Source organism: Pseudomonas sp. SIMBA_041 (assembly GCF_046535095.1).
In the GTDB taxonomy this organism is placed as follows: domain Bacteria; phylum Pseudomonadota; class Gammaproteobacteria; order Pseudomonadales; family Pseudomonadaceae; genus Aquipseudomonas; species Aquipseudomonas mucoides.
In genome coordinates this window covers 167,668-192,286 of record NZ_JAWRXJ010000004.1, presented here as the reverse complement: position 1 = coordinate 192,286, position 24,619 = coordinate 167,668, and the positions used below count along the sequence as shown (strand labels likewise).

Genomic DNA, 24,619 nt, shown 5'->3' with positions numbered 1-24,619 from the left:
TAATGTTTGGTATCAGCTTCTCTGAACTGTTGCTCGTCGGCCTAGTGGCCCTGCTGGTGCTGGGGCCCGAGCGCTTGCCGGGTGCTGCGCGCACCGCCGGCCTGTGGGTCGGGCGCTTGAAGCGCAGCTTCAACGCGATCAAACAGGAAGTTGAACGTGAAATCGGTGCCGACGAGATTCGTCGGCAGCTGCACAACGAGCACATTCTGTCGCTGGAGCAGGAGGCGCGGAAGATTTTCTCGCCGACTCAGCAGGAGCCGACGCCGGTGGAGCATGTGGGGGAACAGACGATTCACGCGCCTGTCGCCGCCACTGAACCAACGCCTGCGCCAGCACCTGTTGTAGCGACTGCGCAACCTGAGTCCGTTGTATCAGCACCACCGGTTGCTCCTGCCGCCGCGCCGACAGCGCCGGCCCCTCATGACCCAACACTGCCGCCGCGAGCCCCATGAGCGATCTCCCCGAAAACGACCAGCACATGCCGCTGGTTTCGCACCTCACCGAGTTGCGTACCCGTCTGCTGCGCTGCGTAGCGGCGATTTTCATCATCTTCGCCGGGTTGTTTGCCTTTACCCAGCAGATCTACACCTTCGTCTCCACGCCGCTGCGCGCGTACCTGCCCGCCGGCGCGACGATGATCGCCACCGACGTGTCGTCGCCCTTCCTGACGCCGCTGAAGCTGACCATGATGGTCTCGCTGTTCCTGGCGATCCCGGTGATCCTGCACCAGATCTGGGGCTTCATCGCACCGGGCCTGTACAAGCATGAAAAGCGCATCGCGGTGCCGCTGCTTATGTCCAGCATCGTGCTGTTCTACACCGGCATGGCGTTCGCCTATTACCTGGTGTTCCCGTTGATCTTCAAGTTCTTCGCCGCTGCCACCCCGGCCGGCGTGGAAATGATGACCGACATCACCAGCTACCTCGATTTCGTCATGACGCTGTTCTTCGCCTTTGGCGTGGCGTTCGAAATTCCGGTGGCCGTGGTGCTGCTGGTGTGGATCGGCGTGGTCGACGTCAAATACCTGAAGAAAATCCGCCCGTACGTGGTCATCGGCTGCTTCGTGGTCGGCATGATCCTGACGCCGCCGGACATCTTCTCGCAGACGCTGTTGGCGGTACCGATGTGGCTGCTGTTCGAGATCGGCATCCTGTTTGGCAGCCTGATCAGCAAACGTGGCGAGCATCCGGACGACCAACCGGTTGACGATCACAACGACCAGCCGCCAGCGACCCAACCGTGAACCTGCTGCTGCTCGAAGAAGCCGATTTCATTGCGGCCGACCGGGTGATCCTGCGTGATCGCCGGTTGACGCACATGCAGGAAGTTCACCGCTGCGAAGTCGGTGACAGCCTGCGTGTCGGTCGGATCGGCGGGTTGATGGGCGCGGCCGAGGTGTTGCGCCTGGACGCCGCTGAAGCCGAATTGCGCGTCACCCTCGACCAACCGCCCCCGAACAAGCTGCCGTTGACCCTGGTGTTGGCCCTGCCGCGCCCGAAAATGCTGCGCAGGGTGTTTCAGACCGTGGCCGCCATGGGTGTGCCGCGCGTCGTGCTGGTGAACAGCTATCGCGTCGAGAAGAGCTTCTGGCAAACCCCGTTCCTGGAACCCGAGGCGATTCGCGAACAATTGATCCTCGGCCTCGAACAGGCCCGGGACAGTGTGCTGCCCGAGATCGTTATCGAGAAGCGCTTCAAGCCCTTCGTTGAGGACCGTCTGCCGGCGATCACCGAGGGCACCCTCGGCCTGGTCGGACATCCCGGAAACTACCCGCCTTGCCCCCGCGGCCTCGACGAACCGGTGACCCTGGCCATCGGCCCCGAAGGTGGCTGGATCCCTTACGAGATCGACCTGCTGGGCAAGTCCGGCCTGCAACCGGTGCAGCTCGGCGAGCGCATCCTGCGCGTCGAGACCGCCGTCACCGCCCTGCTCGCCCGCCTGTTCTAACACGGCCCCTTGTAGCAGCTGGCGAAGCCTGCTGCTACAAGGGATGTGATCGTCGCCAGTCTTTTTCCGCCCTACAGAACCGGCTTTGCCTGCCGATACAGTTCCCACAAAACCAATCAGTGGTCCAGGGAGTTGTAGCATGTACCAATGGCTAGCCGAGAATCTGGGGAACATCAGCGTCAATCGCAAACTGGGAATCGGTTTCGGTCTGGTGCTGTTGCTTACCCTGTTGATCACCTTCACCGGCTGGACTGGCCTGAGCGACGTGACGAGCCGTGGCGACAAGCTCGGGTTCATCGCCAGCCTCAATGACCTGACCAAAGACCTGCGCCTGGCCCGTCTGGACTATGAAATGCGCCGGGGCGAACAAGGCCCGGGGGCGGTCAACGACAAGCTGGCGCAACTCGATGCGGGCCTGCAAACCGCTCGCAAACTGATTGAGCAACCGGCCGACGCGGCAATGGTTGACCAGCAATTGGCCGCCGTCAGCCAGTACAAACAAGCGTTCAGCGCGATGATCCAGGCCGGTGCCAACCGCGAAGACGCGCGCAGCAAACTCGGGGCCACGGCCGACAACGCCGTCGCCCGCGTCGCCGAAGTCGAGAAATCCCTGCTGCAAGGCGACAACGTCGCCCAGTTCAATAGCGTGATCGATTTGAGCAAATTGATTCAGCAAGCGCGCTTCCAGGTTCGCGGCTACACCTACAGCGCCAAGCCCGAAGCCGAACAACCGGCGCTGGACGCCATCGACAACGCCCTGAAAAACCTCGAAAGCCTGCCGTCCAAACTGCCGGAAGAACACACCGCCAACCTGCAACAGGCGACCGATTCGCTCAAGGCCTACCGTGCCGCCGTCAGCCAGTACCGTGACTCCCAGGTCGCCAGTGCTGCCGCACTCGTGCGCATGGCCGAGCAAGGCGATATCCTGCTCGACGTCAGCAAAAAACTCACCGTGTCGCAAACCATCGTCCGCGACACCGATGCGGCTCACGCCAAGAACATGCTGCTGATGGCCACCGCCCTGGCCCTGGCCTTCGGCATAGTCGCAGCCTGGGCGATCACTCGCCAGATCGTCATCCCGCTGAACCAGACCCTGAAAGTGGCTGAACGTGTGGCCGCCGGCGACCTGACTCACAACCTGACCTCCAAGCGTCGCGACGAACTCGGCCAGCTTCAGCGTGCCATGCAGAGCATGACCCTGGGCCTGCGGGAACTGATCGGCGGCATCAGCGACGGCGTTACACAAATCGCCAGCGCCGCCGAAGAGTTGTCGGCGGTCACCGAGCAGACCAGTGCCGGGGTCAACAGCCAGAAAGTCGAGACCGATCAGGTAGCGACCGCAATGAACGAAATGACCGCGACCGTGCAAGAAGTCGCATGCAATGCCGAAGAAGCCTCCGAAGCCGCCGTCGCCGCCGATCAGCAAGCCCGCGAAGGTGACAAAGTGGTCGGCGAAGCCATCGCCCAGATCGAACGCCTGGCCCTCGAAGTTGGCAATTCCACCGCCGCGATGGGCGATCTCAAACGCGAAAGCGACAAGATCGGCAGCGTGCTCGACGTCATCAAATCCGTGGCCCAGCAAACCAATCTGCTGGCCCTCAACGCCGCCATCGAAGCCGCCCGTGCCGGTGAAGCCGGACGCGGTTTTGCGGTGGTGGCCGATGAAGTTCGCAGCCTGGCGCAACGCACCCAGAAGTCCACCGAAGAAATCGAAGAGCTGATCGTCGGCTTGCAAAACGGCACCCAGCAAGTCGCCACGATCATGGACAACAGCCGCGTCCTGACCGACAGCAGCGTCGAACTGACCCGCCGCGCCGGGGGCTCACTGGAAAGCATCACCCGCACCGTGTCGGCGATTCAGTCGATGAACCAGCAGATCGCCGCCGCTGCCGAGCAGCAAACGGCAGTGGCCGAGGAGATCAACCGTAGCGTGCTGAACGTGCGTGACGTGTCCGAGCAGACCTCGGCAGCCAGTGAAGAGACGGCGGCATCCAGTATTGAGCTGGCGCGGCTGGGAACGCATCTGCAGATGCTGGTGGGCAGGTTCAAGGTTTGAGGTGATGCGGACTGATCGTTCCCACGCAGAGCGTGGGAACGGTCGACTAGAGAACCTGACGCAAAAACGCCTGCGCCCGCGGATCCTTCGGCGCATCAAAGAACTCCGCCGGTGACGCATCTTCCAGCAATTTGCCGTGATCGAAGAACAACACCCGATCCGCCACTTCCCGCGCAAAGCCCATTTCATGGGTGACGCAAACCATGGTCATGCCTTCCACGGCCAGGGTTTTCATCACGTCCAGCACTTCGCCGACCATTTCCGGGTCCAGCGCCGAGGTCGGCTCATCGAACAACATGACCTTCGGCTCCATGGCCAACGCCCGGGCAATCGCCACGCGCTGTTGCTGGCCGCCGGACAGACGCGACGGAAACTCGTGGGCTTTCTGTGCAATGCCGACCTTTTCCAGCAACGCCAGGGCCTTGGCCTCGCGCTCTTTCTTGCCGCGTTTGCGCACGACTTTCTGCGCCAGGCAGAGGTTTTCCAGCACGGTCATATGCGGGAACAGGTTGAAGTGCTGAAACACCATGCCGACCTCGCGCCGGTAGGCGTTGACGTCGGTTTTCGGGTCGGCCAGTTGCAGACCATCAATGCTCACCGAACCCGAGTCGAATGCTTCCAGGCCATTAAGGCAGCGCAGGAAGGTCGATTTGCCGGAGCCGGACGGGCCGATCACCACCAGCACTTCACCCTTGGCCACGTGCGTGGTGACGTCATCCACCGCGCGAACCACCTGGCCGCGGGTATCGAAGACTTTTACCAGATCGCGAACTTCAATCACTTTGCGCGAGCCTCCGCTCAAGCCGGCTGGCGATTTTCGACAGCGGCAGGTTGATCAACAGGTACAACCCGGCCACGCAGAACAGGATTTCGAATGGCGAGAACGAGGTGGTGATGACTTCACGACCGCTTTTCAACAGTTCGGTAATTGCGATGACCGAAACCAGCGACGTGTCCTTGACCAGGCTGATGAATTGCCCGGCCAGGGGCGGCAATACCCGCTTCAAGGCTTGAGGCATCACCACGTGGCGCATCGACTGGCCAGCGCTCAGCCCCAACGAACGCGCGGCTTCGTTCTGGCCGCGGGCGATGGACTGCACGCCGGAACGGATGATTTCCGCGACGTAGGCGCCCGTGAACAGCGACAACGCCGCGATCCCGGCGAATTCCCGGGACAGGTTCATCACGGTGCCGATGAAGAAATAGAAAATGAAGATCTGTACCAGCAGCGGTGTGCCACGGACCAGTTCGACGTAAATGGTCGAAAGGTCGCGCAGGGTCGGGTTGCTCGACAGCCGGCACAAACCGGTGACGAGACCGATCAACAGACCGAGTACGCCAGACACCACGGACAACCACAACGTGGTCCACAGTCCCCAAAGCAGTGGACCGGCGGCCCAATGGCGTGTCACGCCGATCACATCGCCTTCGGCCACATCATCGCCTTGGGCGACTTGCAGGCTGTTGTCGTCGACGGTCACGCGCTGCTCATCACCCGCGTCGTTGCGCAGGGTGACTTCGGCTTTATCGCCCGTGCGCACCAGTTCGCTGACGGTGGAGATGTCGGCGGCGCGCTGGGATTCTTCGGCGTGGTAGGCGAAGTATTGCGGCACTCGGTTCCAGCGCCATTCGTAGGACATCAGCGAGGTGGCGTAATACAACGCGCCGGCCAGGCCGATCAGCACCAGCACGGTTAAAACGTGCCAGGGCCATTGGGATTTTTTTTGTTTCATTTGCTTTGAAGCTTCCGAATTTTGTGTCGCCGGGAAGGCCGTCATCGCGGGCAAGCCTGCTCCCACAAGGTTCTGCGCCGGACACAAAATTTGTGTTCACCCAGATCACTGTGGGAGCGGGCTTGCCCGCGATTGGGGCGGCGCGGTCTAACTGACCGAACGCCGCTTGTCAGCGTTACTCCATGTCCTTGAGCCAAGCGGTGTCTTTGAACCACTTGTCATGGATGCGATCGTAGGTGCCGTCTTCGTGGATCTGGTGCAGGAAGTTGTTGATGAAGTTGATGCTGTCGTAGTCACCCTTCTTCAGGCCGAAGGCCAGCGGCTCGTACGTGAACGGCTTGTCGAGGAACACCAGTTTGCCGGCGCCAACCTTGTTCACCGCCACCACGTTGTACGGCGCGTCGTAGATGAAGGCATCAGCCTTGCCATTGACCACGTCCAGCACCGCTTCCTGTTCATTGTCATAGCCGTGGTACTTGGCTTTGGAGATCAGCTTCTTGGCGACCATCTCGCCGGTGGTGCCGAGCTTGGAGGTGATGCGGTAGTCGGCGGTGTTCAAGTCCTTATAGGACTTGATGGTGCCTTCCAGCTCTTTGCGGATCAGCAGGGTCTGACCGACGACGATAAACGGTTCGCTGAAGTTCAGGCGCAGGTTGCGTTCCTGGGTCAGGGTCATCCCGCTGCCGATCATGTCGAACTTGTCGGTCATCAGGGCCGGGATGATGCCGTCGTAGCCGGTGGACACCAGCTCCAGCTTGACGCCCATGGCTTTGGACATGGCTTTGAGGATGTCGACTTCGAAACCGATGATCTCGCCGCGCTTGTTGGTCATCTCGAACGGCATGTAGGTCGGGTCCATGCCGACTTTCAGCGTGCCGCGCTTGACCGCGTCATCGATGGCACCGGCCTGCGCCGCGCTGACTGCAACCAATGCCGTGACGCCGACCAGCAGCATCGAGAGATACTTCTTCATCATCATGTCCCCAAAACCATTGCGGTGTGAGGCGCGCAAAAACGGCGGCTTCCCTCAGGAAACGCCCCCATACGGACAAAAATTATCCGGGCGCACCAATTCGGGGACGGATCCTAAACTACTCGCCCGTTTGCACAAGGGCTGAAACAGGATTTGTTGGCTGACGCCGATCAGGCAAAAAAAAACCCCGCTGGATGAGCGGGGTTTTCTATTACGCCAACTGAGGCTGTGCGCTCAGCGGTTTGAGCGGCAGCAACGGCGCGTGGGGATCGGCTTTCACCGATTGACGCCAGGCTTGCAGCCATTCGGGGTGACCTTCACTCCAGACCTGCTCATGCAGACGACCCAATGCCACCGGGTCACTCAGCAATTGCACACGCTCATTGTTGTTCAGGCCATCAGGCCCGACCTTCAAGGCGTGACGAACCCGTTCGACACGCAGCCACTCGATTGGCTCGGCCTGACCGTGACGAGAAGTCGCCAGCGAGCACGCCAGGGCGTTCTGCTGCGGATCGACCACCGCCCGGATGAAGCCGTCGTTCAGTGCGTGATAACGGTTTTCGTGGGTGTACTGGTCGGTGGCCAGCAGCGCCTGCGGCGGATTGTATTCCTCAGGGATCAGGAACAGGCTTTCGTCACGGGACTTCAAGCCCAGACCGACACGGCTGGAAATCACCGACACCGGAATCGACAGCATCAACGAACCGACAATCGGCACCAGCCACCACAGGAAGCTCGGGTTCAGCCAGATCACCAGCAAGGCCCAGAAGAAGCCCAGCAAGGTCTGCGGACCGTGGCGCTTGACCGCTTCGCTCCATGGCGTGGAATCGTCGTCACGTTGTGGCGAGTTCCAGGTCGCGGCCCAGCCGAGGAACGCGGCCAGTACGAAACGGGTGTGGAAAATCATCCGCACCGGCGCCAGCAGCATGGAGAACAATACCTCCAGCAGCATCGACATCGTCACCTTGAACTTGCCACCGAACTCTTTCGCACCTTTGGCCCAGATCAGGAGGATGCTCAACAGCTTCGGCAGGAACAGCAGCACGATGGTCGTGGAGAACAGCGCCACAGCCTTGTCCGGGTGCCATTGCGGCCACAGCGGATACAGCTGTCGCGGCTCCATGAAGTATTGCGGTTCCATCAGCGTGTTGACCGCCAGCAGCGCCGTCGACAGCACGAGGAAGAAGAACCACAACGGCGCCGACAGGTAAGACATCACGCCGGTCAGGAACACCGCCCGGTGAACCGGGTGCATGCCCTTGACCAGGAACAGGCGGAAGTTCATCAGGTTACCGTGGCACCAGCGACGGTCACGCTTGAGTTCGTCCAGCAGGTTCGGCGGCAGTTCTTCGTAGCTGCCCGGCAAATCGTAGGCAATCCACACGCCCCAGCCAGCACGGCGCATCAGCGCGGCTTCAACGAAGTCGTGGGACAGGATCGCACCGGCGAATGCGCCTTTACCCGGCAATGGCGCCAGGGCGCAGTGCTCGATGAACGGCTTCATGCGGATAATCGCGTTGTGGCCCCAGTAGTGGGATTCACCCAACTGCCAGAAGTGCAGACCGGCGGTAAACAACGGACCGTACACGCGAGTCGCAAACTGCTGCATCCGTGCATACAAGGTGTCCATGCCCGACGCACGCGGCGCGGTCTGGATGATCCCGGCGTCCGGTGTGGCTTCCATCAAGCGCACCAGGCTGGTCAGGCATTCACCGCTCATCACGGAGTCCGCGTCGAGCACGACCATGTACTTGTAGTCACCGCCCCAACGACGGCAGAAGTCGTCGAGGTTGCCGCTTTTACGTTTCACGCGACGGCGACGGCGGCGATAGAAGATCTTGCCGAAGCCACCGGCTTCGCGGCAGACGTCCAGCCAGGCTTGCTGCTCGGCAACGCAGATGTCGGCGTCGTTACTGTCGCTGAGGACGAAGAAGTCGAAGCGATCCAGGTCACCCGTGGCCGCTACCGATTCAAACGTCGCCCGCAGACCGGCAAATACACGCGGCACGTCTTCGTTGCAGATCGGCATCACCAATGCGGTGCGCGCGTCCTTTGGAATCGGCTCATTACCGGCACTTTTACCGGAGATGCGGTATTTATCGTGCCCGGTGAGCAACTCGAGGAAGCCCATCAGCGCGGTCCAGAAACCGGCCGACACCCAGCAGAACAGAATCCCGAACAGGATCAGGATGCTGGTTTGTAATGCGTATGGCAGCACTTGTGTGGCGGTTTGCAGCAGCGATTGATGCAGCACTTCGTTGAGGTCGACGAACGACCAGCCCTGGTACGGCATGATGCCTTTCATGTACCAGCCGGCGACGATGGTCTGGCCGAGCATCAATACCAGCAGAATGTAGCGACGGATCGAACCCACAGTGCGCCAGCGAGCGGCCGGCAGCACACGTTCATCTTTCGGCGGAGCCGGCGGATTGGTGCGACCGGTCAGGCGGCGCCAGCCACGTACCAGAATGTTGGTGCGCCACGGCTCCGGCACGACTTTGGTCCGACGGATCGGCGGGGTCGCTTTGAGGCAAACCCGACCGCTGGCGTCGACCGCCAGCATTTCCGCTTCTTCCAGTTCTTCAGCCGTGTTCAAGGTCAAACGACGGCCCACCGAGGCTTGGGCAGCCTCGGTCGGTGCGTCGAACGTCTGCGACGACAGACGCTGGTGCAATTCGCTGAAGGACGAGCAGCCCGCGAGTTCCGCGCGCTGCTCGTCGGTCATCGGTAGATGCGCCAGATACTCGGCGAGCGTCTCTGGCTGTATTTGAGAATTACTCATCGGCAGACAACTGATAGCTCCAGGTCTCGGTCAGGACTTCTTCAGTCGATGCCGATTCCGGTGTGGCTGGGGCCGCGTCGGCAGCGACTGGCTGCTTGGCGTCTTTATTAGCCTTGTCCTTGGCATCTGCAACCGGCTTGGCATCGGCCTGCTTGGCCTCTGCTTGCTTGGCTTCCTTGTCGGCTTTTTCCTGTTGCTTTGCGGCAACCTTGTCGGCTTTGGCGACAGACGAATTCGAGGCTGGAACCGACGTCTTGGCCAGGTCTGCCGGCACGATGTTCTGAACCAGGGCCGCGCGCATTTCGGTGGCTTTGCTCGCATCCTTGATCTTCATGCGCAGCGTCAGGCGCCAGCCCTTGGTTTCAGGGTTGTAACGCACGCTGTTCTCGACCAGTTCAGCGTTGTCGCCCACGCTGACCTGGCTGCGAACGTCCGCATCCGGTGGCAATGCCGCCAGGGACGGGCCTTCGAAGTCCACCAGATAAGCAACGCTACCGTCCGGCTGACGGATCAGGTTGGACTGTTTAACGTCACCGGTGGAGCGCAGGGTCTGTTTGACCCAGGCACTGTCAGGCGCGTGGATGGAAGCTTCGTCCATGGTCCAGTGCATGCGATAGGCAACATCGAGCGGCTGGCCAGGCTCTGGCAGTTTTTCCGGGTTCCAGAAAGCCACGATATTATCGTTGGTTTCATCGGCGGTCGGAATCTCGACCAGATCCACGGTACCCTTGCCCCAGTCACCCTTCGGCTCGATCCAGGCGCTTGGGCGCTTGTCGTAGCGATCGTCGAGGTCTTCATAGTGGCTGAAATCGCGGCCACGTTGCAGCAGACCGAAACCACGCGGGTTCTCGACCGAGAAGTTGCTCACCGACAGGTGTTTCGGGTTGTTCAACGGACGCCAGATCCATTCGCCGTTGCCGGCATGGATCGCCAGGCCGCTGGAATCGTGCAGCTCACGACGGTAGTTCAGCACTTTCGAAGGCTGGTTGGCGCCGAACAGGTACATGCTGGTCAATGGAGCAATACCCAGCTTGCCGACCTTGTCGCGCAGGAACATCTGCGCCTTGACGTCGACAATGGTGTCGCTGCCCGGACGCAGGGTCAGGCGATAGGCACCTGTCGCACGCGGCGAATCCAGCAACGCGAAAATCACCAGGTGCTTGTCACCCGGCTTCGGCTGTTGAATCCAGAACTCGGTGAAACGCGGGAATTCTTCGCCGGATGGCAATGCGGTATCAATCGCCATACCCCGGGCAGACAAACCATAAACGTGGCCCTTGCCGACGACGCGGAAGTAGCTGGCGCCGAGCATGGTCATGATTTCGTCTTGCTTGTCAGCCTTGTTGATCGGGTACAGCACCCGGAAACCGGCATAACCCAGTTGTTCGGTGGCCTTAGGATCGAACTTCACGTCGCCGAAATCGAAACGACTCGGGTCATATTTGATTTCTTCGACGGAATTAGCCGTGATTTCGTTGATTTTCACCGGTGTATCGAAATGCATACCCTGGTGATAGAACGACAGCTTGAACGGGGTTTTCTGATCCGCCCACTCGGCCTTCTCGGTCAGGAAACGAATTTTCTGATAGTCCGCGAATTTCATCTCGCGGAACTCGGTTGGCAGGTTACTGCGCGGAGCTTCGTATTTTTGCGCGGCCAGCTCTTTTGCCTTGACCGACACATCCTCCAGACTGAATGCCCAAAGCTGGCCGGCGCTGAATAGGCAGAGCAGTGCAGAGCCCGCTACCAGAGCGCTTCGGAACCGTTTGGCAGTCAATTTTGGTGCATTACAGGGACTAACAATCACGAGCAACCCTCGCCGAAAACAGATCAAAAAACCAACGGCCAGTTGAAGGGTTCGCACGGTCAACGGCATGAAAAAACCGACCTTGCAAACCACTCTTGCCAAGTTGGCGAGCATTGTTCCGACTCCGATGGGGCTAAATGATTCCCCAAACGGTTCAGGACAAGTCTCTACCTAAGTCAAAATGGACCAACGAACGCCGATCCCCGTAGCGCGCGATTATCTAGTAGGCCGCGTTACAACGCATCAGGCGCAACAAAGTATTTCTCGCGAAAAACGCCTGTTTACAGTCGAAAAGCTCTTAAAAAGTTGTTTCAAGCGCTTTCAGGTCTGTAACAGGAAGGTTACCGGGCCATCGTTGACCAGGTGCACCTGCATATCCGCGCCGAATCTACCTGATGCCACAGTGCCATGCACCTGTTTCGCTTTGCCTAATAGATAGTCGAAAAGCTCCTCACCCAACGCAGGAGGGGCCGCGGTCGAAAAACTCGGACGCAGCCCGCTTTTAGTGTCAGCAGCCAGGGTGAACTGTGAGACCAGCAGCAACCCGCCACCGACATCCGCCAGGGACAGATTCATCTTGCCCTCAGCGTCGCTGAATACCCGATAGTTAAGCAGCTTATTGAGAAGTTTGTCGGCGCTGGCCCGAGTATCCTCGGGCTCGACGGCGACCAGTACTAGCAACCCTTGGTCGATCGCCCCCACCACTTCCCCCGCGACCTCGACTCGCGCACCCCGTACGCGTTGCAACAACCCCTTCATGCTTCTTCGGGCGGCAGATCGAGCAAGCGGCGCGCCATCTGGCCGGCGGCCCGTACCAACGCATCGGTGATGCCCGGTTCGGCCGCTGCATGGCCGGCGTCACGGATGATCTGCAGCTCACTGTTCGGCCAGTTCTGGTGCAATTCCCAGGCGTTATCCAGCGGGCAAATCACATCGTAGCGACCGTGGATAATTACACCGGGCAAATGGGCAATCTTGCCCATGTCACGGATGAGCTGGTTGGGCTCAAGGAAGGCGTTGTTGGTGAAGTAGTGACATTCGATGCGTGCAATCGACAACGCGCGCTGAGGTTCCGAGAAGCGATCGACCACCAGCGGATTCGGACGCAACGTTGCGGTCCGGCCTTCCCACGTGGACCAGGCCTTGGCCGCATGCATCTGGGCAATCTGGTCGTTGCCGATCAGGCGCTTGTGGAAAGCGCTGAGCAAGTCGTCGCGCTCGTCCAGCGGGATCGGCGCAATGTAATCCTGCCAGTAATCGGGGAACAGACGGCTGGCGCCTGCCTGGTAGAACCACTCGATTTCCTGCGGACGGCAGAGAAAGATCCCGCGCAGGATCAGGCCGTGGACACGCTCCGGGTGGGTTTGCGCGTAGGCCAGCGCCAGGGTTGAACCCCAGGAGCCGCCAAACAGCACCCATTTGTCGATGCCCAGATGCTTGCGAATTCGCTCAAGGTCGGCGACCAGATCCCAGGTGGTGTTGTTTTCGAGGCTGGCGTGGGGGGTGGAGCGACCGCAACCACGCTGGTCAAAGGTGACAATGCGATACAGGTTTGGATCGAAATACCGACGGCTCTGGGCATCACACCCGGCGCCGGGGCCGCCGTGGATGAACACCACCGGCAAACCTTCCGGTGAACCGCTTTCGTCGACGTAGAGCGTATGGGTGTCATCGACGGCCAGATCGTGCCGGGCGTGGGGTTTGATCTGTGGGTACAAAGTCTGCATTGCGCGCTCCGTAAGGGGTCGAGGTCATCCCTGGGGGGACTTCTATTATTCTGCCGTCCGGCATCATAAACCCGAATTACGTCAATGAGCATGCCCCTTGCTGCGTCAGAGTCTGTCAGCCAAAAACCCGAGCAGCGTTTCATAGAGTTCGTCCACCTCGGCGACCTGGCCGCGCGCGCGCAAACAGCCGTGAACCAGCCCTTCGCCATAGTACAACGTAGTGTCCACGCCAGCGGCTTCCAGTTGTTCGGCGTAGACCACACCGTCATCGCGCAGAGGATCGAATTGCGCGACGGCAATCAAGGCCGGCGGCAGTCCACCGAAATGCCCGGCGAGCAATGGCATGGCATAAGCGCCCGGCTGTCGGCTGCCGCGCAAGTACAAGGCGTGATAGCAATCGACATCGCTGCTGCTGAGTAACGGCGCGTCGATGCATTCGCTGCGCGATGACGACTGCTGATCGCCGCCCAGGCCCGGATAGATCAGGACCTGCGCAGCGGGCAGTGGTTCGTGGGCATCGCGTAACGCCAGGCACAACGCCGCGGCCAGATTGCCGCCAGCACTGTCCCCCATCACCAGCGTCCGCGCTGGATCCAGTCGGAACGGCCCGGCACGCAACGCGCGCCAGACCTTGAGACAGTCATCGAATCCCGCCGGATATGGATGTTCGGGCGCCAGACGGTAATCAACGGCAATCACCAACACGCCGAGTGTCGAGGCGAACTCGGCGCAGATGAAGTCGTGGGAATCCAGATCGCCGACCACCCATCCGCCACCGTGCAGATACACGATGCACGGGCACGTATCGGACGATGGCGAGGCGTGTGGCTGATACGACCTGACGGCCACACCGGCCAAATCGAAATCGACGACATAGAGCCCTTCAGGACGCGGCGGGGTAAACGCCTGGCACATCTCGCTGTAGGCCAGGCGCAAACCGGCGAGGCTGGTGTCGGTGCTGTTGAAGCTGACGGTTTTCTCGACGAAGGCCGTCATCTGTTCGGAAAGCAGGTAGGGAGTCATGTGCCAGTGTCAGTCCGTCAGAATTTCGTGAACAGGGCCTTTGTGGCGAGGGGGCACTCGTCATTACCGATGGGTCAGTTTTTCAAACTGGCCTGTACGGTTGCGAGGCCGTCCTTGCCATCAAAACTGGACACGCCCGCCAGCCAGCGCTGCAAATCTTCCGGGTGATCGCGCAACCATTGCCTGGCCACGTCCTGCGGCGTCTTGCGTTCCATGATCGGCACCATCAACTGGCTTTCCTGGGACGCGGTAAACGTCAGGTTTTCCAGCAGACGATTGACGTTCGGGCAACGCTGGGCGTAATCCGGCGCGGTGACGGTGGAAACGGTGGCCGCGCCTTCGTTCGGCCCATACACGTCTTCACTGCCCGTCAGGTAGGCCATCTTCATGTTGATGTTCATCGGGTGCGGCGTCCAGCCGACGAACACCACGAATTCCTTGCGATTCACCGCGCGTTGCACGGCGGCAAGCATGCCGGCCTCACCGGACTCGATCAGTTTGAAATCCTTCAAGCCAAAGTGATTGGTCTCGATCATGGTTTTGATTGTGGTGTTGGCGCCGCTACCCGGCTCGATGCCATAAATCTTGCCACCGAGCTGGTCCTTGAATTTTGCGATATCGGCGAAGGTTTTCAGTCCGGCGGCGGCCACGTAATCCGGCACCGCGAGCGTCGCCTGGGCATCGGCCAGGCTCGGTTTGTCCATGACCTTCACTTGATTGGCGGCCACGAACGGCGCGATGTTTTTGTCCATCGCCGGTTTCCAGTAACCAAGGAAGATGTCGAGCCGCTTGTCGCGGATGCCGGCGAAGATGATTTGCTGCACGGCGCTGGTTTGCTTGCTTTCGTAGCCCAGGCCATTGAGCAGCACATCGGCCATGCCGCTGGTGGCGATGACGTCGGTCCAGTTGACCACGCCCATGCGCACGGCTTTGCAGGAAGCATCGTCACTGGCCAGGACGCTGGTGCTCAAAAGAGCCGTGCCGCAGAGGATTGAGAGACAGCGGGTGAACAGTCTTTTCATCGTGAGAGTCTCGTGCGGCAGATTATTGTGAGGGCCGGTGTCTTCGTGCACCGTGCTCAGCACATTACGCAGCAGCGAGAGGGTAAAAGCGAACTGTGGCGACCGAGATTTGCACGGTGGCGACAGTCTGGCGAGATCGTTCCCTTGCTCCGCGTGGGCGCGTGGGAATGCAGCGAGGGATGCTCTGCGTCTCAAAGGCGGATGCCGTAGCCTAATAAAGCAACGACAACGTAAATAGACAGCACACTATAACCAAACAATATAAAAAACTGTCAGAAGTGCCAGCTGACAACCCACATTGAAAAATATTAAATCAACAAGAAAGCAATACACCAGCAAAAGATAATACTTCAATCCGGAGAAAATATTATGGACACACCGTCTACATCACAAGGCCTCGATGAAGAATTCAATGCAACCATAAAATTCGCATCTGGAAATTTCGCATTCAAGGCGAATAAGATCAGCATAAAAGAGAGCGTTGATTCATTAGGAAATAAATGCTGGCGAGTACAGGCCTTCCAAGATATTTATAAGGACTTCCCCCCAAACCAGGTTTAGCTGGCATCAAAGAGGTTATCGCCATTCATCTCTATATCGGAGAGGAACTCAGCGGAACAAATGAAGCACTGGTTCCCGCAATCCAGCCGCCCAACGCGATAAAAAACAGTGGCAACCTGTTCAAGATTGTCGACAAAAAACCTGACAAGGACGACGTTATAGATACAGCCGAAACTTACCCAGGCACCGAAGGCATAGCAAGTTACGAGTGGAATCAAGAAAGAACACGCATCAAAGGCACTTTTCGCCTCCTGGTAATGGACTGCGATAACCCTGGCCCCGAAACAGATATAAACATATATGGTAACTTCAACCTATTAAACAGTGGCGACCATAGAATTTAATGCCAATCCCAAATTAAGAAGCGATTTTCAAAAATCGCTCTCAACTTTACTTCAAGAAATTTTTAGCCCCCCAACTCAACAAACCTTGCAGCAACTCCTTGAGCACCCCTTGCGTTGGCGCAGCCAGATCCGGGCGATAGCGGAACGGCTCGAACTCTTCCATGTAGGTGCACTGCCCCAACTCCAGTTGCACCGCATGGATGTTTTCGGCCGGGTTGCCATAATGCCGGGTGATGTGGCCGCCCTTGAAACGACCGTTCAGCACATGGCTGTAGTCGCCGTGACGCGCGCAGATTGCTTCCAGCTGAGTGGCCAACTGCGGATCGCAACTGGCGCCATTGAAGGTGCCAAGATTGAAGTCCGGTAGTTTGCCGTCGAACAGGTGCGGGATGATCGAGCGGATCGAGTGCGCGTCGAACAGCAACGCATAGCCGAACTCGGCTTTCAGTCGCGCCAGCTCGTTTTGCAAGGTCGTGTGATACGGCGTCCAGATCTGCTCCAGATAGGTCGCGCGCTCCTCTTTCGACGGCTCCAGCCCTTCACGGAACAATGGAATGCCGTCGAACAGCGTCGCCGGGTACAGACCGGTGGTCGCGCCGACATACAAAGGCTTGTCGTCGGATGGCCGGTTCAGGTCGATCACGAATCGCGAATACTCGGCTGCCAACGTACTCGCGCCCAACTCTGCAGCAAACGCGTAAAGCTGCGGAATGTGCCAGTCGGTGTCCGGCAGGCTGCGGGCGTCGGGGATCAACCCGGCTTCGACCGCCGGGGTCAGGCGCAGGCCGGCGTGGGGCATGCTGATCAGCAGCGGCACGCGGCCTTGTTTGAAGTTCAGAACCTTATCCACAATTGCTCTCCTAAACGCTTGTCTCGACGCCGTGACGCACGACGCGTTTTTCCAGGTCACCGCCCAGCCAGTACGACAGGTCGGCCGGACGATCGATTTGCCAGGCGACAAAATCCGCGACCTTGCCAGCTTCCAGCGAACCGTGGGTGTCGGCCATGCCCAGCGCGGTGGCGGCATGAATCGTTGCACCGGCCAGTGCTTCTTCCGGGGTCATGCGGAAACAAGTGCAGGCCATGTTCAGCATCAAGCGCAATGACAGCGCCGGCGAGGTGCCGGGGTTGAGGTCGCTGGCGATGGCGATTTTCACCCCGTGCTTGCGCAGGGCTTCCATGGGCGGCAACTGGGTTTCCCGCAGAAAGTAGAACGCGCCCGGCAGCAGCACGGCGACGGTGCCGGACTTGGCCATGGCGATGGCGTCGTCCTCGGTCATGAACTCCAGGTGATCCGCCGACAGTGCGTGATAACGCGCCGCCAGACTCGAACCGTGCAGCGACGACAGTTGTTCGGCGTGCAGCTTCACCGGCAAACCGAGCTCCTGTGCGGTGACGAACACGCGCTCGACCTGCGCCGGCGAGAACGCCAGGTATTCGCAGAAGGCATCCACGGCATCCACCAGCCCTTCGGCGGCCAGGGCCGGGAGCATGTCGGCGCAGATGTGATCGATGTAGTCGTCGGCGCGATCGGCGTATTCCGGCGGCAAGGCGTGAGCGGCCAGGCAGGTGCTGCGCACGCTCACCGGCAGTTCGGCGCCGAGACGGCGGATCACGCGAAGGATTTTGCGTTCGCTGGCCAGGTCGAGGCCGTAGCCGGATTTCATCTCGACGGTGGTCACGCCGTCGCGCATCAAGCTCTTCAGACGCTTGGCGGCACTGGCGAACAGTTCGTCTTCGGTCGCCGCACGAGTAGCGCGCACGGTGCTGGCGATGCCACCACCGGCCGCGGCGATTTCCGCGTAGCTGACGCCTTGCAGACGCTGTTCGAATTCACCGCTGCGGTTACCGCCAAACACCGTGTGGGTATGGCAGTCGATCAGGCCCGGAGTCACCCAGGCCCCTTTAAGATCATTGACTGCCGGGTACTCGCCCGACGGCAGTTCAGCGCGTGGGCCGATCCACTCAATGTGCGCACCTGACGTCACGATGGCCGCATCCTCGATGATCGAGTAGACGCCTTGCGCCATGGTTGCGACGTGGCAGTGTTGCCAGAGAGTTTTCATCCGTGGCCTCCGTTAGGTTATCGATGAGAAAAAGAAGGTTCCCGCTCTACCGGTACTGCCTTCCCTGCCGCCGGTTTTACCCACGTCAGGTAGGCCAGCACCAGCAATACAATCCAGACCACGCCGACGATCAGAGCCGCCTGGGTGTCCGGGAAATAGCCCAGCACGCCGAAAATGAACAGCATGAAGGCAATCGCTGCCATCGGCGCATAGGGCCAGAACGGCACCGGGAATTTCAGTTCGGCGACCTGTTCGCGGCTCATGGAACGACGCATGGCCACCTGGGTGAACAGAATCATCAACCAGACCCAGACCGTTGCGAAGGTGGCAATGGAGGCGATCAACAGAAACACGTTTTCCGGAATCAGGTAGTTGAGCAGCACGCCCAGCAGCAGCGCGGCACTCATGACCACCACGGTCATCCATGGCACACCGTTGCGCGACAAGCGGGCAAAGCCTTTGGGTGCGTGCCCTTGCTGGGCCAGACCGTACATCATGCGGCCCGCCCCGAAGATGTCACTGTTGATCGCCGACACCGCCGCCGAGATCACCACGATATTGAGAATGGTCGCCGCCGAGCTGATCCCCAGATTGTCGAAAATCTGCACGAACGGGCTGCCCTGGCTGCCGATCTGCTGCCATGGAAAAATCGACATCAGTACGAACATCGTCAGCACGTAAAACAGCAGGATACGCAACGGTACGGCATTGATCGCCCGGGGCAGCACGTGCTGCGGGTCTTTGGCTTCGCCGGCCGTCACACCGATGATTTCGATGCCGCCAAACGCAAACATCACCACCGCAAACGAAGCGATCAGGCCGCCCACGCCATTGGGCATGAATCCGCCATGGCTCCAGAGATTGCTGATGTCGGTCGCCTGAGCACCGGGTGCCGTGCTGATGCCGAACAGCATGATGCCAAAGCCGCCAAGGATCATCGCAACGATAGCTGCCACTTTGAGCAGCGACAGCCAGAACTCCATTTCACCGAAGACTTTGACGTTGCACAGGTTCAAGCCGCCGACCACCGAAACGATGCCCAGCACCCAGATCCAGCGGGCGACTTCCGGAAACCAGAAGCCCATGTAAATACCGAACGCGGTGACGTCGGCCATGCCGACGATGACCATTTCAAACGCGTAGGTCCAACCGAGGATGAAGCCCGCCATCGGCCCCAGATAGGTGCTGGCGTAGTGGCCAAAAGAGCCGGCCACCGGATTGTGCACCGCCATCTCGCCGAGGGCGCGCATGACCATGAACACCGCCGCGCCACCAATCAGGTATGCGAGCAGTACCGCAGGCCCGGCCATTTGAATGGCCGAGGCAGAACCGTAAAACAGCCCGGTGCCGATCGCCGACCCCAGTGCCATGAAGCGAATATGTCGGGCAGAGAGCCCGCGTTTCAAACCTTTTGCTGGCTGTTGCATTTCTCGTCCTTAATTATTCTTATTCGACTCAAAATCGTATCGCGAGCAGGCTCGCTCCCACAGGGGTTGTGTGAACACTGGAGATCCACTGTGGGAGCGGGCTTGCTCGCGAAGAGGCCATTACAGGCTAGGCAGCAACTTCACCGACAACAGCTCGTTCAGGCAACGCGTTGCCAACAACTCGGTCGCGGCATTGATGTCCGGTGCAAAGAAGCGATCCTTCTCATAGAACGGCACTTCTTTACGCAAGATGGCACGCGCCTTTTCCAGTTTCGCCGAAGTCTTCAAACCATTGCGCAAGTCCAGGCCCTGAGCCGCCGCCAGCCATTCCACCGCCAGCACGCCACGGGTGTTTTCAGCCATTTCCCACAGACGCTTGCCTGCCGCCGGAGCCATGGACACGTGGTCTTCCTGGTTCGCCGAAGTCGGCAGGCTGTCCACCGAATGCGGATGCGCCAAGGCCTTGTTCTCACTGGCCAGTGCCGCCGCCGTCACCTGAGCGATCATGAACCCGGAGTTCACGCCACCGTTAGCCACCAGGAACGGGGGCAGTTGCGACATGTGTTTGTCCATCATCAGCGAGATACGACGTTCGCTCAGGGAACCGATTTCAGCGATGGCCAACGCCATGTTGTCGGCGGCCATGGCCACCGGTTCGGCGTGGAAGTTACCGCCGGAAATCACATCACCTTCAGCAGCGAATACCAGCGGGTTATCCGACACGGCGTTGGCTTCGATCGCCAACACTTCGGCAGCCTGACGGAACTGGGTCAGGCAGGCGCCCATGACTTGTGGCTGGCAGCGCAGGGAGTACGGGTCCTGGACCTTTTCGCAATTTTCATGCGAGTCGGACACTTCGCTGCGCTCGCCCAGCAGATCACGGTAAGCGGCAGCGGCGTCGATCTGGCCTTTCTGGCCACGGGCAGCGTGGATGCGTGCGTCGAACGGCGAGCGCGAGCCCAATACCGCTTCAACGGTCAGCGCGCCCAGCGCGACAGCGCCAGCGAACAGGTCTTCACCCTCGAACAGACCGCGCAAGGCGTAAGCAGTCGATACCTGAGTGCCGTTCAGCAGCGCCAGGCCTTCTTTTGCGGCCAGGGTCAGCGGGGTCAGACCAGCGATTTTCAGCGCTTCGGTGGCTTCCATCCATTCGCCCTTGTAGCGCGCCTTGCCTTCGCCCAGCAGCACCAGCGACATGTGCGCCAGAGGCGCCAAATCGCCGGAAGCACCGACCGAACCTTTCAATGGAATGTGCGGGTAAACCTCGGCGTTGATCAGGGCGATCAGCGCGTCGATGACCACGCGACGAATCCCGGAAAAACCACGGCTCAGGCTGTTGACCTTGAGCACCATGACCAGGCGTACCAGCGCGTCGCTGATCGGCTCGCCGACACCGGCGGCGTGGGACAAAACGAGCGAGCGCTGGAGGTTTTCCAGGTCTTCGCTGGCGATACGGGTCGAGGCCAGCAGGCCGAAACCGGTGTTGATGCCATAAGCGGTGCGGTTCTCGGCGAGGATCTGTTCCACGCAGGCCACGCTGGCTTCGATCTGGGCCGAGGCGCTGTTGTCGAGGGTGATTTTGACCGGTTGCTGATAAACATCACGCAGTTGGGCAAGGCTCAGTTGGCCGGGAATCAAATTAAGCGCAGTCACATCATTCTCCTTTTGAGAGTTTTTATTAACTCACCAGACGCTCCGGAGATTTCCGTTGTCCGTCGCGTCTCGCTTTTGGGGAGACGCGCCTTGGCACGCTGGTGTTATGGAAATCAGTTCAGGTTCGGCAACGCGTTGTGCAGCAAAATCGGGTCTTTCAACACACCGGCAGCGGCGGCGATGTCCGGTGCAAGCCAGCGGTCCTGGTCGTAGGCCGGAACCCGCTCGCGCAGCAGACGCCACGCGACATCGGTGCCAGCGCCAAAGCGTTGCTCTTTCAAGAATTCAAACGCCTGAGCCGCCAGCAAGTACTCGATGGCAAGGATCTGCGTGCAGTTTTCCAGCGCACGATGCAGCTTCAGCGCGGCGTTGGTGCCCAGGCTCAAGTGGTCTTCCTGCAGGCCCGACGTAACGTAGTTGTCGAGCACGGCGGGTTGCGCCAATTGCCGGTTTTCCGCGCACAGGGACGCGGCGACGTACTGAACGATCATCATCCCGGAGTTGACGCCCGGATTGGCCACCAGAAACGCCGGCAGACCGCTGACGTGCGGGTTGATCAGGCGATCGAGGCGACGTTCGGCGATGGAGCCGATTTCAGCCATGGCGATGGCCAGCAGGTCCGCTGCCATCGCTACGGACTGGCCGTGCGGGTTGGCTTGGGAAACGACGCGGTAGTTGTCCGGCGTGCCCAGCACCAACGGGTTATCGGTGGCACCGTTGAGTTCGTTTTCGATTTGTTGAGTCGCGTGAACCAGCTGGTCACGGGCAGCGCCGTGGACCTGCGGGATCGAGCGAATGCTCAGGGCGTCCTGGGTACGAATACCTTTGCTGCTGGCGATCACTTCACTGCCATCGAGCACCGCGCGCAGGTTGACGCCGACTTGCTGCATGCCCGGGTGCGGCTTGAGCGCAATGATCTCGGCGTCGAACGCATCGATCTGACCGCGCTGGGCTTCAAAACTCATGGCGCCGATCACATCGGCCCATTGCAGCAAATGCGCGGCGTCGGCAATCGCCAGGCAGCTGAGGCCGGTCATGCACGGCGTACCGTTGACCAGGCACAAACCGTCCTTGGCGCCGAGCTTGACCGGTTGCAGGCCTTCTTCGGCCAGGGCTTGCTGAGCGGAAACGATTTGCCCGCGATAGCTGACATTGCCAACACCCAGCAGCGCGATGCCGATGTGAGCCATGTGCGTCAGGTAGCCCACAGAACCCTGGGACGGCACTTGCGGGGTGATGCCACGGTTGAGCAGCGCCAGCAGGGCTTCGACCACTTGGCGGTGCAGGCCGGATTTGCCGTGACTGTAGTTGACGACGGCGGCGCACATGATGGCGCGCGTCTGCTCGTTGGTCAGCGGCGCGCCCACGCCACAGGCGTGGCTGAGCAGGGTGTTGCGCGACAACTGGCTGAGTTGTTCATCTTGCAGGGAGACGTTGCACAACGCGCCCAGCCCGGTGTTGATGCCATAGGCACGCTCGCCGCTGGTGACGATGCGCTGGACGATGCCCTGGGCGTTTTCAATGCGTGCCCAGACCGGCGCCGACAGCTCAAGCTGCGCGCCATGACGGGCAACGGCGACCACATCCTGCCAGCGGACCTGCGCTTCGGTGATAACGATTTTTTCAGCCTGGGACATCTTTGACCTCGTGCGTAAAACCTGAATATTGATGCAGCTTTACCGGCCCCATCGCGGGCAAGCCCGCTCCCACAGTGTTCTGTTGTGTGAAGAAAATTTATGCAACACAACCAATCCCTGTGGGAGCGGGCTTGCCCGCGATGAGGCCGGCAAAAGTCACCGCAAATCTTTTAAACCACTGCAGCCCGACGTTGCACAAACCGGTCGACATACTCATCCGCCGGCGAATGCAGGATCTCGCGCGGGGTGCCGACCTGAATCAGGCGGCCGTCCTTGAGGATCGCGATGCGGTTGCCGATGCGCACGGCCTCGTCGAGGTCGTGGGTGATGAAGACGATGGTCTTGTGCAGGGTCTTTTGCAGTTCAAGCAACTGGTCCTGCATCTCGGCGCGAATCAACGGGTCAAGGGCACTGAACGCTTCGTCCATCAGGATGATGTCGGTGTCGGCGGCCAAGGCGCGGGCCAGGCCCACACGCTGACGCATGCCGCCCGAGAGCTGATGCGGGTATTTGTTTTCGTAGCCCTTGAGGCCCACGGTGTTGATCCAGTGCAGCGCGCGCTCGGAGCACATTTGCTTGCTCTCGCCGCGCACTTTCAGGCCGTAGGCGACGTTGTCCACCACAGTCTTGTGCGGCAGCAGGCCGAAGCTCTGGAACACCATGCTGATCTTGTGCCGGCGAAATTCGCGCAGGGCTTCCATGTCGTATTGCAGGATGTCCACGCCGTCCACCAGGATCGCGCCGCTGGTCGGGTCGATCAGGCGGTTGAAGTGACGCACCAGAGTCGATTTGCCGGAACCCGACAGGCCCATGATCACGAAGATCTCGCCCGTGCCGATGCTCAGGGACAGATCGTTCACGCCGACTACGCAGCCGGTTTCGGACAGCACCTGGTCTTTGGTCTTGCCCTGGCCAATCATCGCCAGCGCATCCTTGGAGCGGTTGCCGAAAATCTTGAAGACGTTTTTGACTTCAATCTTGCTTACGGTCGCGTTGTTCATTTGCTCACCTCATGCCGTGCCCGACCGTACGCCTGAGTAATGCGGTCGATCACCACAGCCAGAATCACGATCGCCAGACCGGCTTCCAGGCCACGTCCGACGTTGAGGGTCTGAATCCCCACCAGTACGTCTTCGCCCAAGCCACGGGCACCAATCATCGAGGCAATCACGACCATCGACAGCGCCATCATGGTGGTCTGGTTGATCCCGGCCATGATGCTCGGCAGGGCCAGGGGCAGTTGCACGCCAAACAGTTGCTGCCAGCGGTTCGCACCGAAAGCGTTGATCGCCTCCATCACTTCACCATCAACCTGGCGAATGCCCAGGTCGGTCAAGCGAATCAGCGGGGGGGCGGCGTAGATCACGGTGGCGAAAATCGCCGGGACCTTGCCCAGACCGAACAGCATCAGCACCGGGATCAGGTACACGAAGCTCGGCATGGTTTGCATGATGTCGAGCAACGGCATCAGCACCGAACGCAGGCGATTGCTACGTGCCGAGAGAATGCCCAGCGGAATGCCGATCAGCACCGAAATGATCGTCGCGACCATCATCAGCGCCAGGGTTTGCATCAGCTTGTCCCAGAGGCCGACCGCACCCACCAGGAACAACAACCCGACAATCACGGCCGTGGTCACGACTTTGCGCGTGGCGTGCCAGGCAATGCCCGCGACGATGGCGAGCATCAACCACCAAGGCGCCGCACGCAGCAGGCCTTCAAGGTTGACGATGGCCCACAGCAGCGTGTCAGAGATCTGCCGGAACACGTCGCCGTAGTTGGTGACCAGCGAATCGACCCAACCGTTGACCCAGTCGGCGATGGAAAAGGTAAAGCTTTCGGGAAACATAGGAGACTCTCA

General features: G+C 60.1%; 20 protein-coding genes and 1 pseudogene. 5 read left to right on the top strand and 16 right to left on the bottom strand.

Features of this window, described 5'->3' with window-relative positions:
• Positions 1-2: 2 nt before the first annotated feature.
• The 5 genes and pseudogenes from tatB to SB725_RS11035 all read left to right on the top strand — a co-directional run bounded on the left by tatB (position 3) and on the right by SB725_RS11035 (position 4,003).
• The gene (tatB, locus tag SB725_RS11055; RefSeq protein ID WP_027922120.1) at positions 3-452 is read left to right on the top strand and encodes a Sec-independent protein translocase protein TatB; all 450 of its coding nucleotides are present in this window, start codon (positions 3-5) and stop codon (positions 450-452) included.
• On the top strand, positions 449-1,243 hold the full coding sequence (tatC, locus tag SB725_RS11050) for a twin-arginine translocase subunit TatC (protein ID WP_027922121.1): 795 nt from the start codon (positions 449-451) through the stop codon (positions 1,241-1,243). Before tatB ends, tatC begins: the two co-directional genes overlap by 4 nt.
• Positions 1,240-1,947 (top strand): 16S rRNA (uracil(1498)-N(3))-methyltransferase, encoded by a 708-nt coding sequence (locus SB725_RS11045; protein ID WP_027922122.1) that lies wholly within the window; start codon positions 1,240-1,242, stop codon positions 1,945-1,947. The genes tatC and SB725_RS11045 overlap by 4 nt, the downstream gene beginning before the upstream one ends.
• A gap of 139 nt (positions 1,948-2,086) precedes the next feature.
• Positions 2,087-3,145: pseudogene (locus SB725_RS11040) on the top strand (methyl-accepting chemotaxis protein); the annotation flags it as partial.
• Positions 3,131-4,003, top strand: coding sequence for a methyl-accepting chemotaxis protein (locus tag SB725_RS11035; protein ID WP_410921839.1), 873 nt, complete (start codon positions 3,131-3,133; stop codon positions 4,001-4,003). The pseudogene SB725_RS11040 and the gene SB725_RS11035, both read left to right, overlap by 15 nt.
• Positions 4,004-4,049: 46 nt before the next feature.
• Here SB725_RS11035 and SB725_RS11030 read toward each other — a convergent pair whose 3' ends face one another.
• The 16 genes from SB725_RS11030 to SB725_RS10955 form a co-directional block, all read right to left on the bottom strand.
• On the bottom strand, positions 4,050-4,784 hold the full coding sequence (locus SB725_RS11030; RefSeq protein WP_410921759.1) for an amino acid ABC transporter ATP-binding protein: 735 nt from the start codon (positions 4,782-4,784) through the stop codon (positions 4,050-4,052).
• Positions 4,777-5,736: an amino acid ABC transporter permease gene (locus tag SB725_RS11025; RefSeq protein ID WP_059183039.1), complete on the bottom strand. Its 960-nt coding sequence runs from the start codon at positions 5,734-5,736 to the stop codon at positions 4,777-4,779. Before SB725_RS11025 ends, SB725_RS11030 begins: the two co-directional genes overlap by 8 nt.
• Before the next feature lie 175 nt (positions 5,737-5,911).
• Entirely contained in the window at positions 5,912-6,709 is a 798-nt protein-coding gene (locus tag SB725_RS11020) for a transporter substrate-binding domain-containing protein (RefSeq protein ID WP_310266586.1), read from the bottom strand.
• 211 nt (positions 6,710-6,920) lie between these two features.
• A complete protein-coding gene (gene mdoH, locus SB725_RS11015; protein ID WP_410921758.1) occupies positions 6,921-9,491 on the bottom strand; it encodes a glucans biosynthesis glucosyltransferase MdoH in 2,571 nt (856 codons plus the stop codon).
• A complete protein-coding gene (locus SB725_RS11010) occupies positions 9,484-11,298 on the bottom strand; it encodes a glucan biosynthesis protein G (RefSeq protein WP_027922128.1) in 1,815 nt (604 codons plus the stop codon). The genes mdoH and SB725_RS11010 overlap by 8 nt, the downstream gene beginning before the upstream one ends.
• Before the next feature lie 321 nt (positions 11,299-11,619).
• Positions 11,620-12,057, bottom strand: coding sequence for a D-aminoacyl-tRNA deacylase (gene dtd, locus SB725_RS11005; protein WP_059181779.1), 438 nt, complete (start codon positions 12,055-12,057; stop codon positions 11,620-11,622).
• Positions 12,054-13,025 carry a prolyl aminopeptidase gene (gene pip, locus SB725_RS11000; RefSeq protein WP_027922130.1) on the bottom strand — a complete coding sequence of 324 codons (972 nt, stop codon included), beginning with the start codon at positions 13,023-13,025 and terminating at the stop codon, positions 12,054-12,056. The genes dtd and pip overlap by 4 nt, the downstream gene beginning before the upstream one ends.
• A gap of 105 nt (positions 13,026-13,130) precedes the next feature.
• Positions 13,131-14,048 (bottom strand): alpha/beta hydrolase, encoded by a 918-nt coding sequence (locus SB725_RS10995; protein WP_410921757.1) that lies wholly within the window; start codon positions 14,046-14,048, stop codon positions 13,131-13,133.
• 74 nt (positions 14,049-14,122) lie between these two features.
• Positions 14,123-15,070, bottom strand: a complete 948-nt coding sequence (locus tag SB725_RS10990) for a choline ABC transporter substrate-binding protein (RefSeq protein ID WP_410921756.1) — start codon at positions 15,068-15,070, stop codon at positions 14,123-14,125.
• A 951-nt stretch (positions 15,071-16,021) separates the two neighbouring features.
• On the bottom strand, positions 16,022-16,825 hold the full coding sequence (hutG, locus tag SB725_RS10985; RefSeq protein ID WP_410921755.1) for an N-formylglutamate deformylase: 804 nt from the start codon (positions 16,823-16,825) through the stop codon (positions 16,022-16,024).
• Positions 16,826-16,835: 10 nt separating this feature from the next.
• On the bottom strand, positions 16,836-18,041 hold the full coding sequence (hutI, locus tag SB725_RS10980) for an imidazolonepropionase (RefSeq protein ID WP_027922135.1): 1,206 nt from the start codon (positions 18,039-18,041) through the stop codon (positions 16,836-16,838).
• A gap of 17 nt (positions 18,042-18,058) precedes the next feature.
• Positions 18,059-19,468: an amino acid permease gene (locus tag SB725_RS10975; RefSeq protein ID WP_059181783.1), complete on the bottom strand. Its 1,410-nt coding sequence runs from the start codon at positions 19,466-19,468 to the stop codon at positions 18,059-18,061.
• Positions 19,469-19,588: 120 nt separating this feature from the next.
• The gene (gene hutH / locus SB725_RS10970) at positions 19,589-21,121 is read right to left on the bottom strand and encodes a histidine ammonia-lyase (protein WP_027922137.1); all 1,533 of its coding nucleotides are present in this window, start codon (positions 21,119-21,121) and stop codon (positions 19,589-19,591) included.
• Positions 21,122-21,234: 113 nt separating this feature from the next.
• Positions 21,235-22,758, bottom strand: coding sequence for a histidine ammonia-lyase (gene hutH, locus SB725_RS10965; protein WP_194940884.1), 1,524 nt, complete (start codon positions 22,756-22,758; stop codon positions 21,235-21,237).
• A gap of 170 nt (positions 22,759-22,928) precedes the next feature.
• A complete protein-coding gene (locus SB725_RS10960; protein ID WP_007948989.1) occupies positions 22,929-23,759 on the bottom strand; it encodes a glycine betaine/L-proline ABC transporter ATP-binding protein in 831 nt (276 codons plus the stop codon).
• The gene (locus SB725_RS10955; RefSeq protein ID WP_027922139.1) at positions 23,756-24,607 is read right to left on the bottom strand and encodes an ABC transporter permease; all 852 of its coding nucleotides are present in this window, start codon (positions 24,605-24,607) and stop codon (positions 23,756-23,758) included. The genes SB725_RS10960 and SB725_RS10955 overlap by 4 nt, the downstream gene beginning before the upstream one ends.
• Between the last annotated feature and the right edge of the window lie 12 nt (positions 24,608-24,619).

Bases quoted from the DNA above. Each gene is read 5' to 3' on its own strand.
- tatB (WP_027922120.1), top strand. From the start codon at position 3: ATGTTTGGTATCAGCTTCTCTGAACTGTTGCTCGTCGGCCTAGTGGCC.
- tatC (WP_027922121.1), top strand. From the start codon at position 449: ATGAGCGATCTCCCCGAAAACGACCAGCACATGCCGCTGGTTTCGCAC.
- SB725_RS11035 (WP_410921839.1), top strand. From the start codon at position 3,131: ATGCAGAGCATGACCCTGGGCCTGCGGGAACTGATCGGCGGCATCAGC.
- SB725_RS11025 (WP_059183039.1), bottom strand. From the start codon at position 5,736: ATGAAACAAAAAAAATCCCAATGGCCCTGGCACGTTTTAACCGTGCTG.
- SB725_RS11020 (WP_310266586.1), bottom strand. From the start codon at position 6,709: ATGAAGAAGTATCTCTCGATGCTGCTGGTCGGCGTCACGGCATTGGTT.
- mdoH (WP_410921758.1), bottom strand. From the start codon at position 9,491: ATGAGTAATTCTCAAATACAGCCAGAGACGCTCGCCGAGTATCTGGCG.
- dtd (WP_059181779.1), bottom strand. From the start codon at position 12,057: ATGAAGGGGTTGTTGCAACGCGTACGGGGTGCGCGAGTCGAGGTCGCG.
- pip (WP_027922130.1), bottom strand. From the start codon at position 13,025: ATGCAGACTTTGTACCCACAGATCAAACCCCACGCCCGGCACGATCTG.
- SB725_RS10995 (WP_410921757.1), bottom strand. From the start codon at position 14,048: ATGACTCCCTACCTGCTTTCCGAACAGATGACGGCCTTCGTCGAGAAA.
- SB725_RS10990 (WP_410921756.1), bottom strand. From the start codon at position 15,070: ATGAAAAGACTGTTCACCCGCTGTCTCTCAATCCTCTGCGGCACGGCT.
- hutI (WP_027922135.1), bottom strand. From the start codon at position 18,041: ATGAAAACTCTCTGGCAACACTGCCACGTCGCAACCATGGCGCAAGGC.
- SB725_RS10975 (WP_059181783.1), bottom strand. From the start codon at position 19,468: ATGCAACAGCCAGCAAAAGGTTTGAAACGCGGGCTCTCTGCCCGACAT.
- hutH (WP_194940884.1), bottom strand. From the start codon at position 22,758: ATGTCCCAGGCTGAAAAAATCGTTATCACCGAAGCGCAGGTCCGCTGG.
- SB725_RS10960 (WP_007948989.1), bottom strand. From the start codon at position 23,759: ATGAACAACGCGACCGTAAGCAAGATTGAAGTCAAAAACGTCTTCAAG.
- SB725_RS10955 (WP_027922139.1), bottom strand. From the start codon at position 24,607: ATGTTTCCCGAAAGCTTTACCTTTTCCATCGCCGACTGGGTCAACGGT.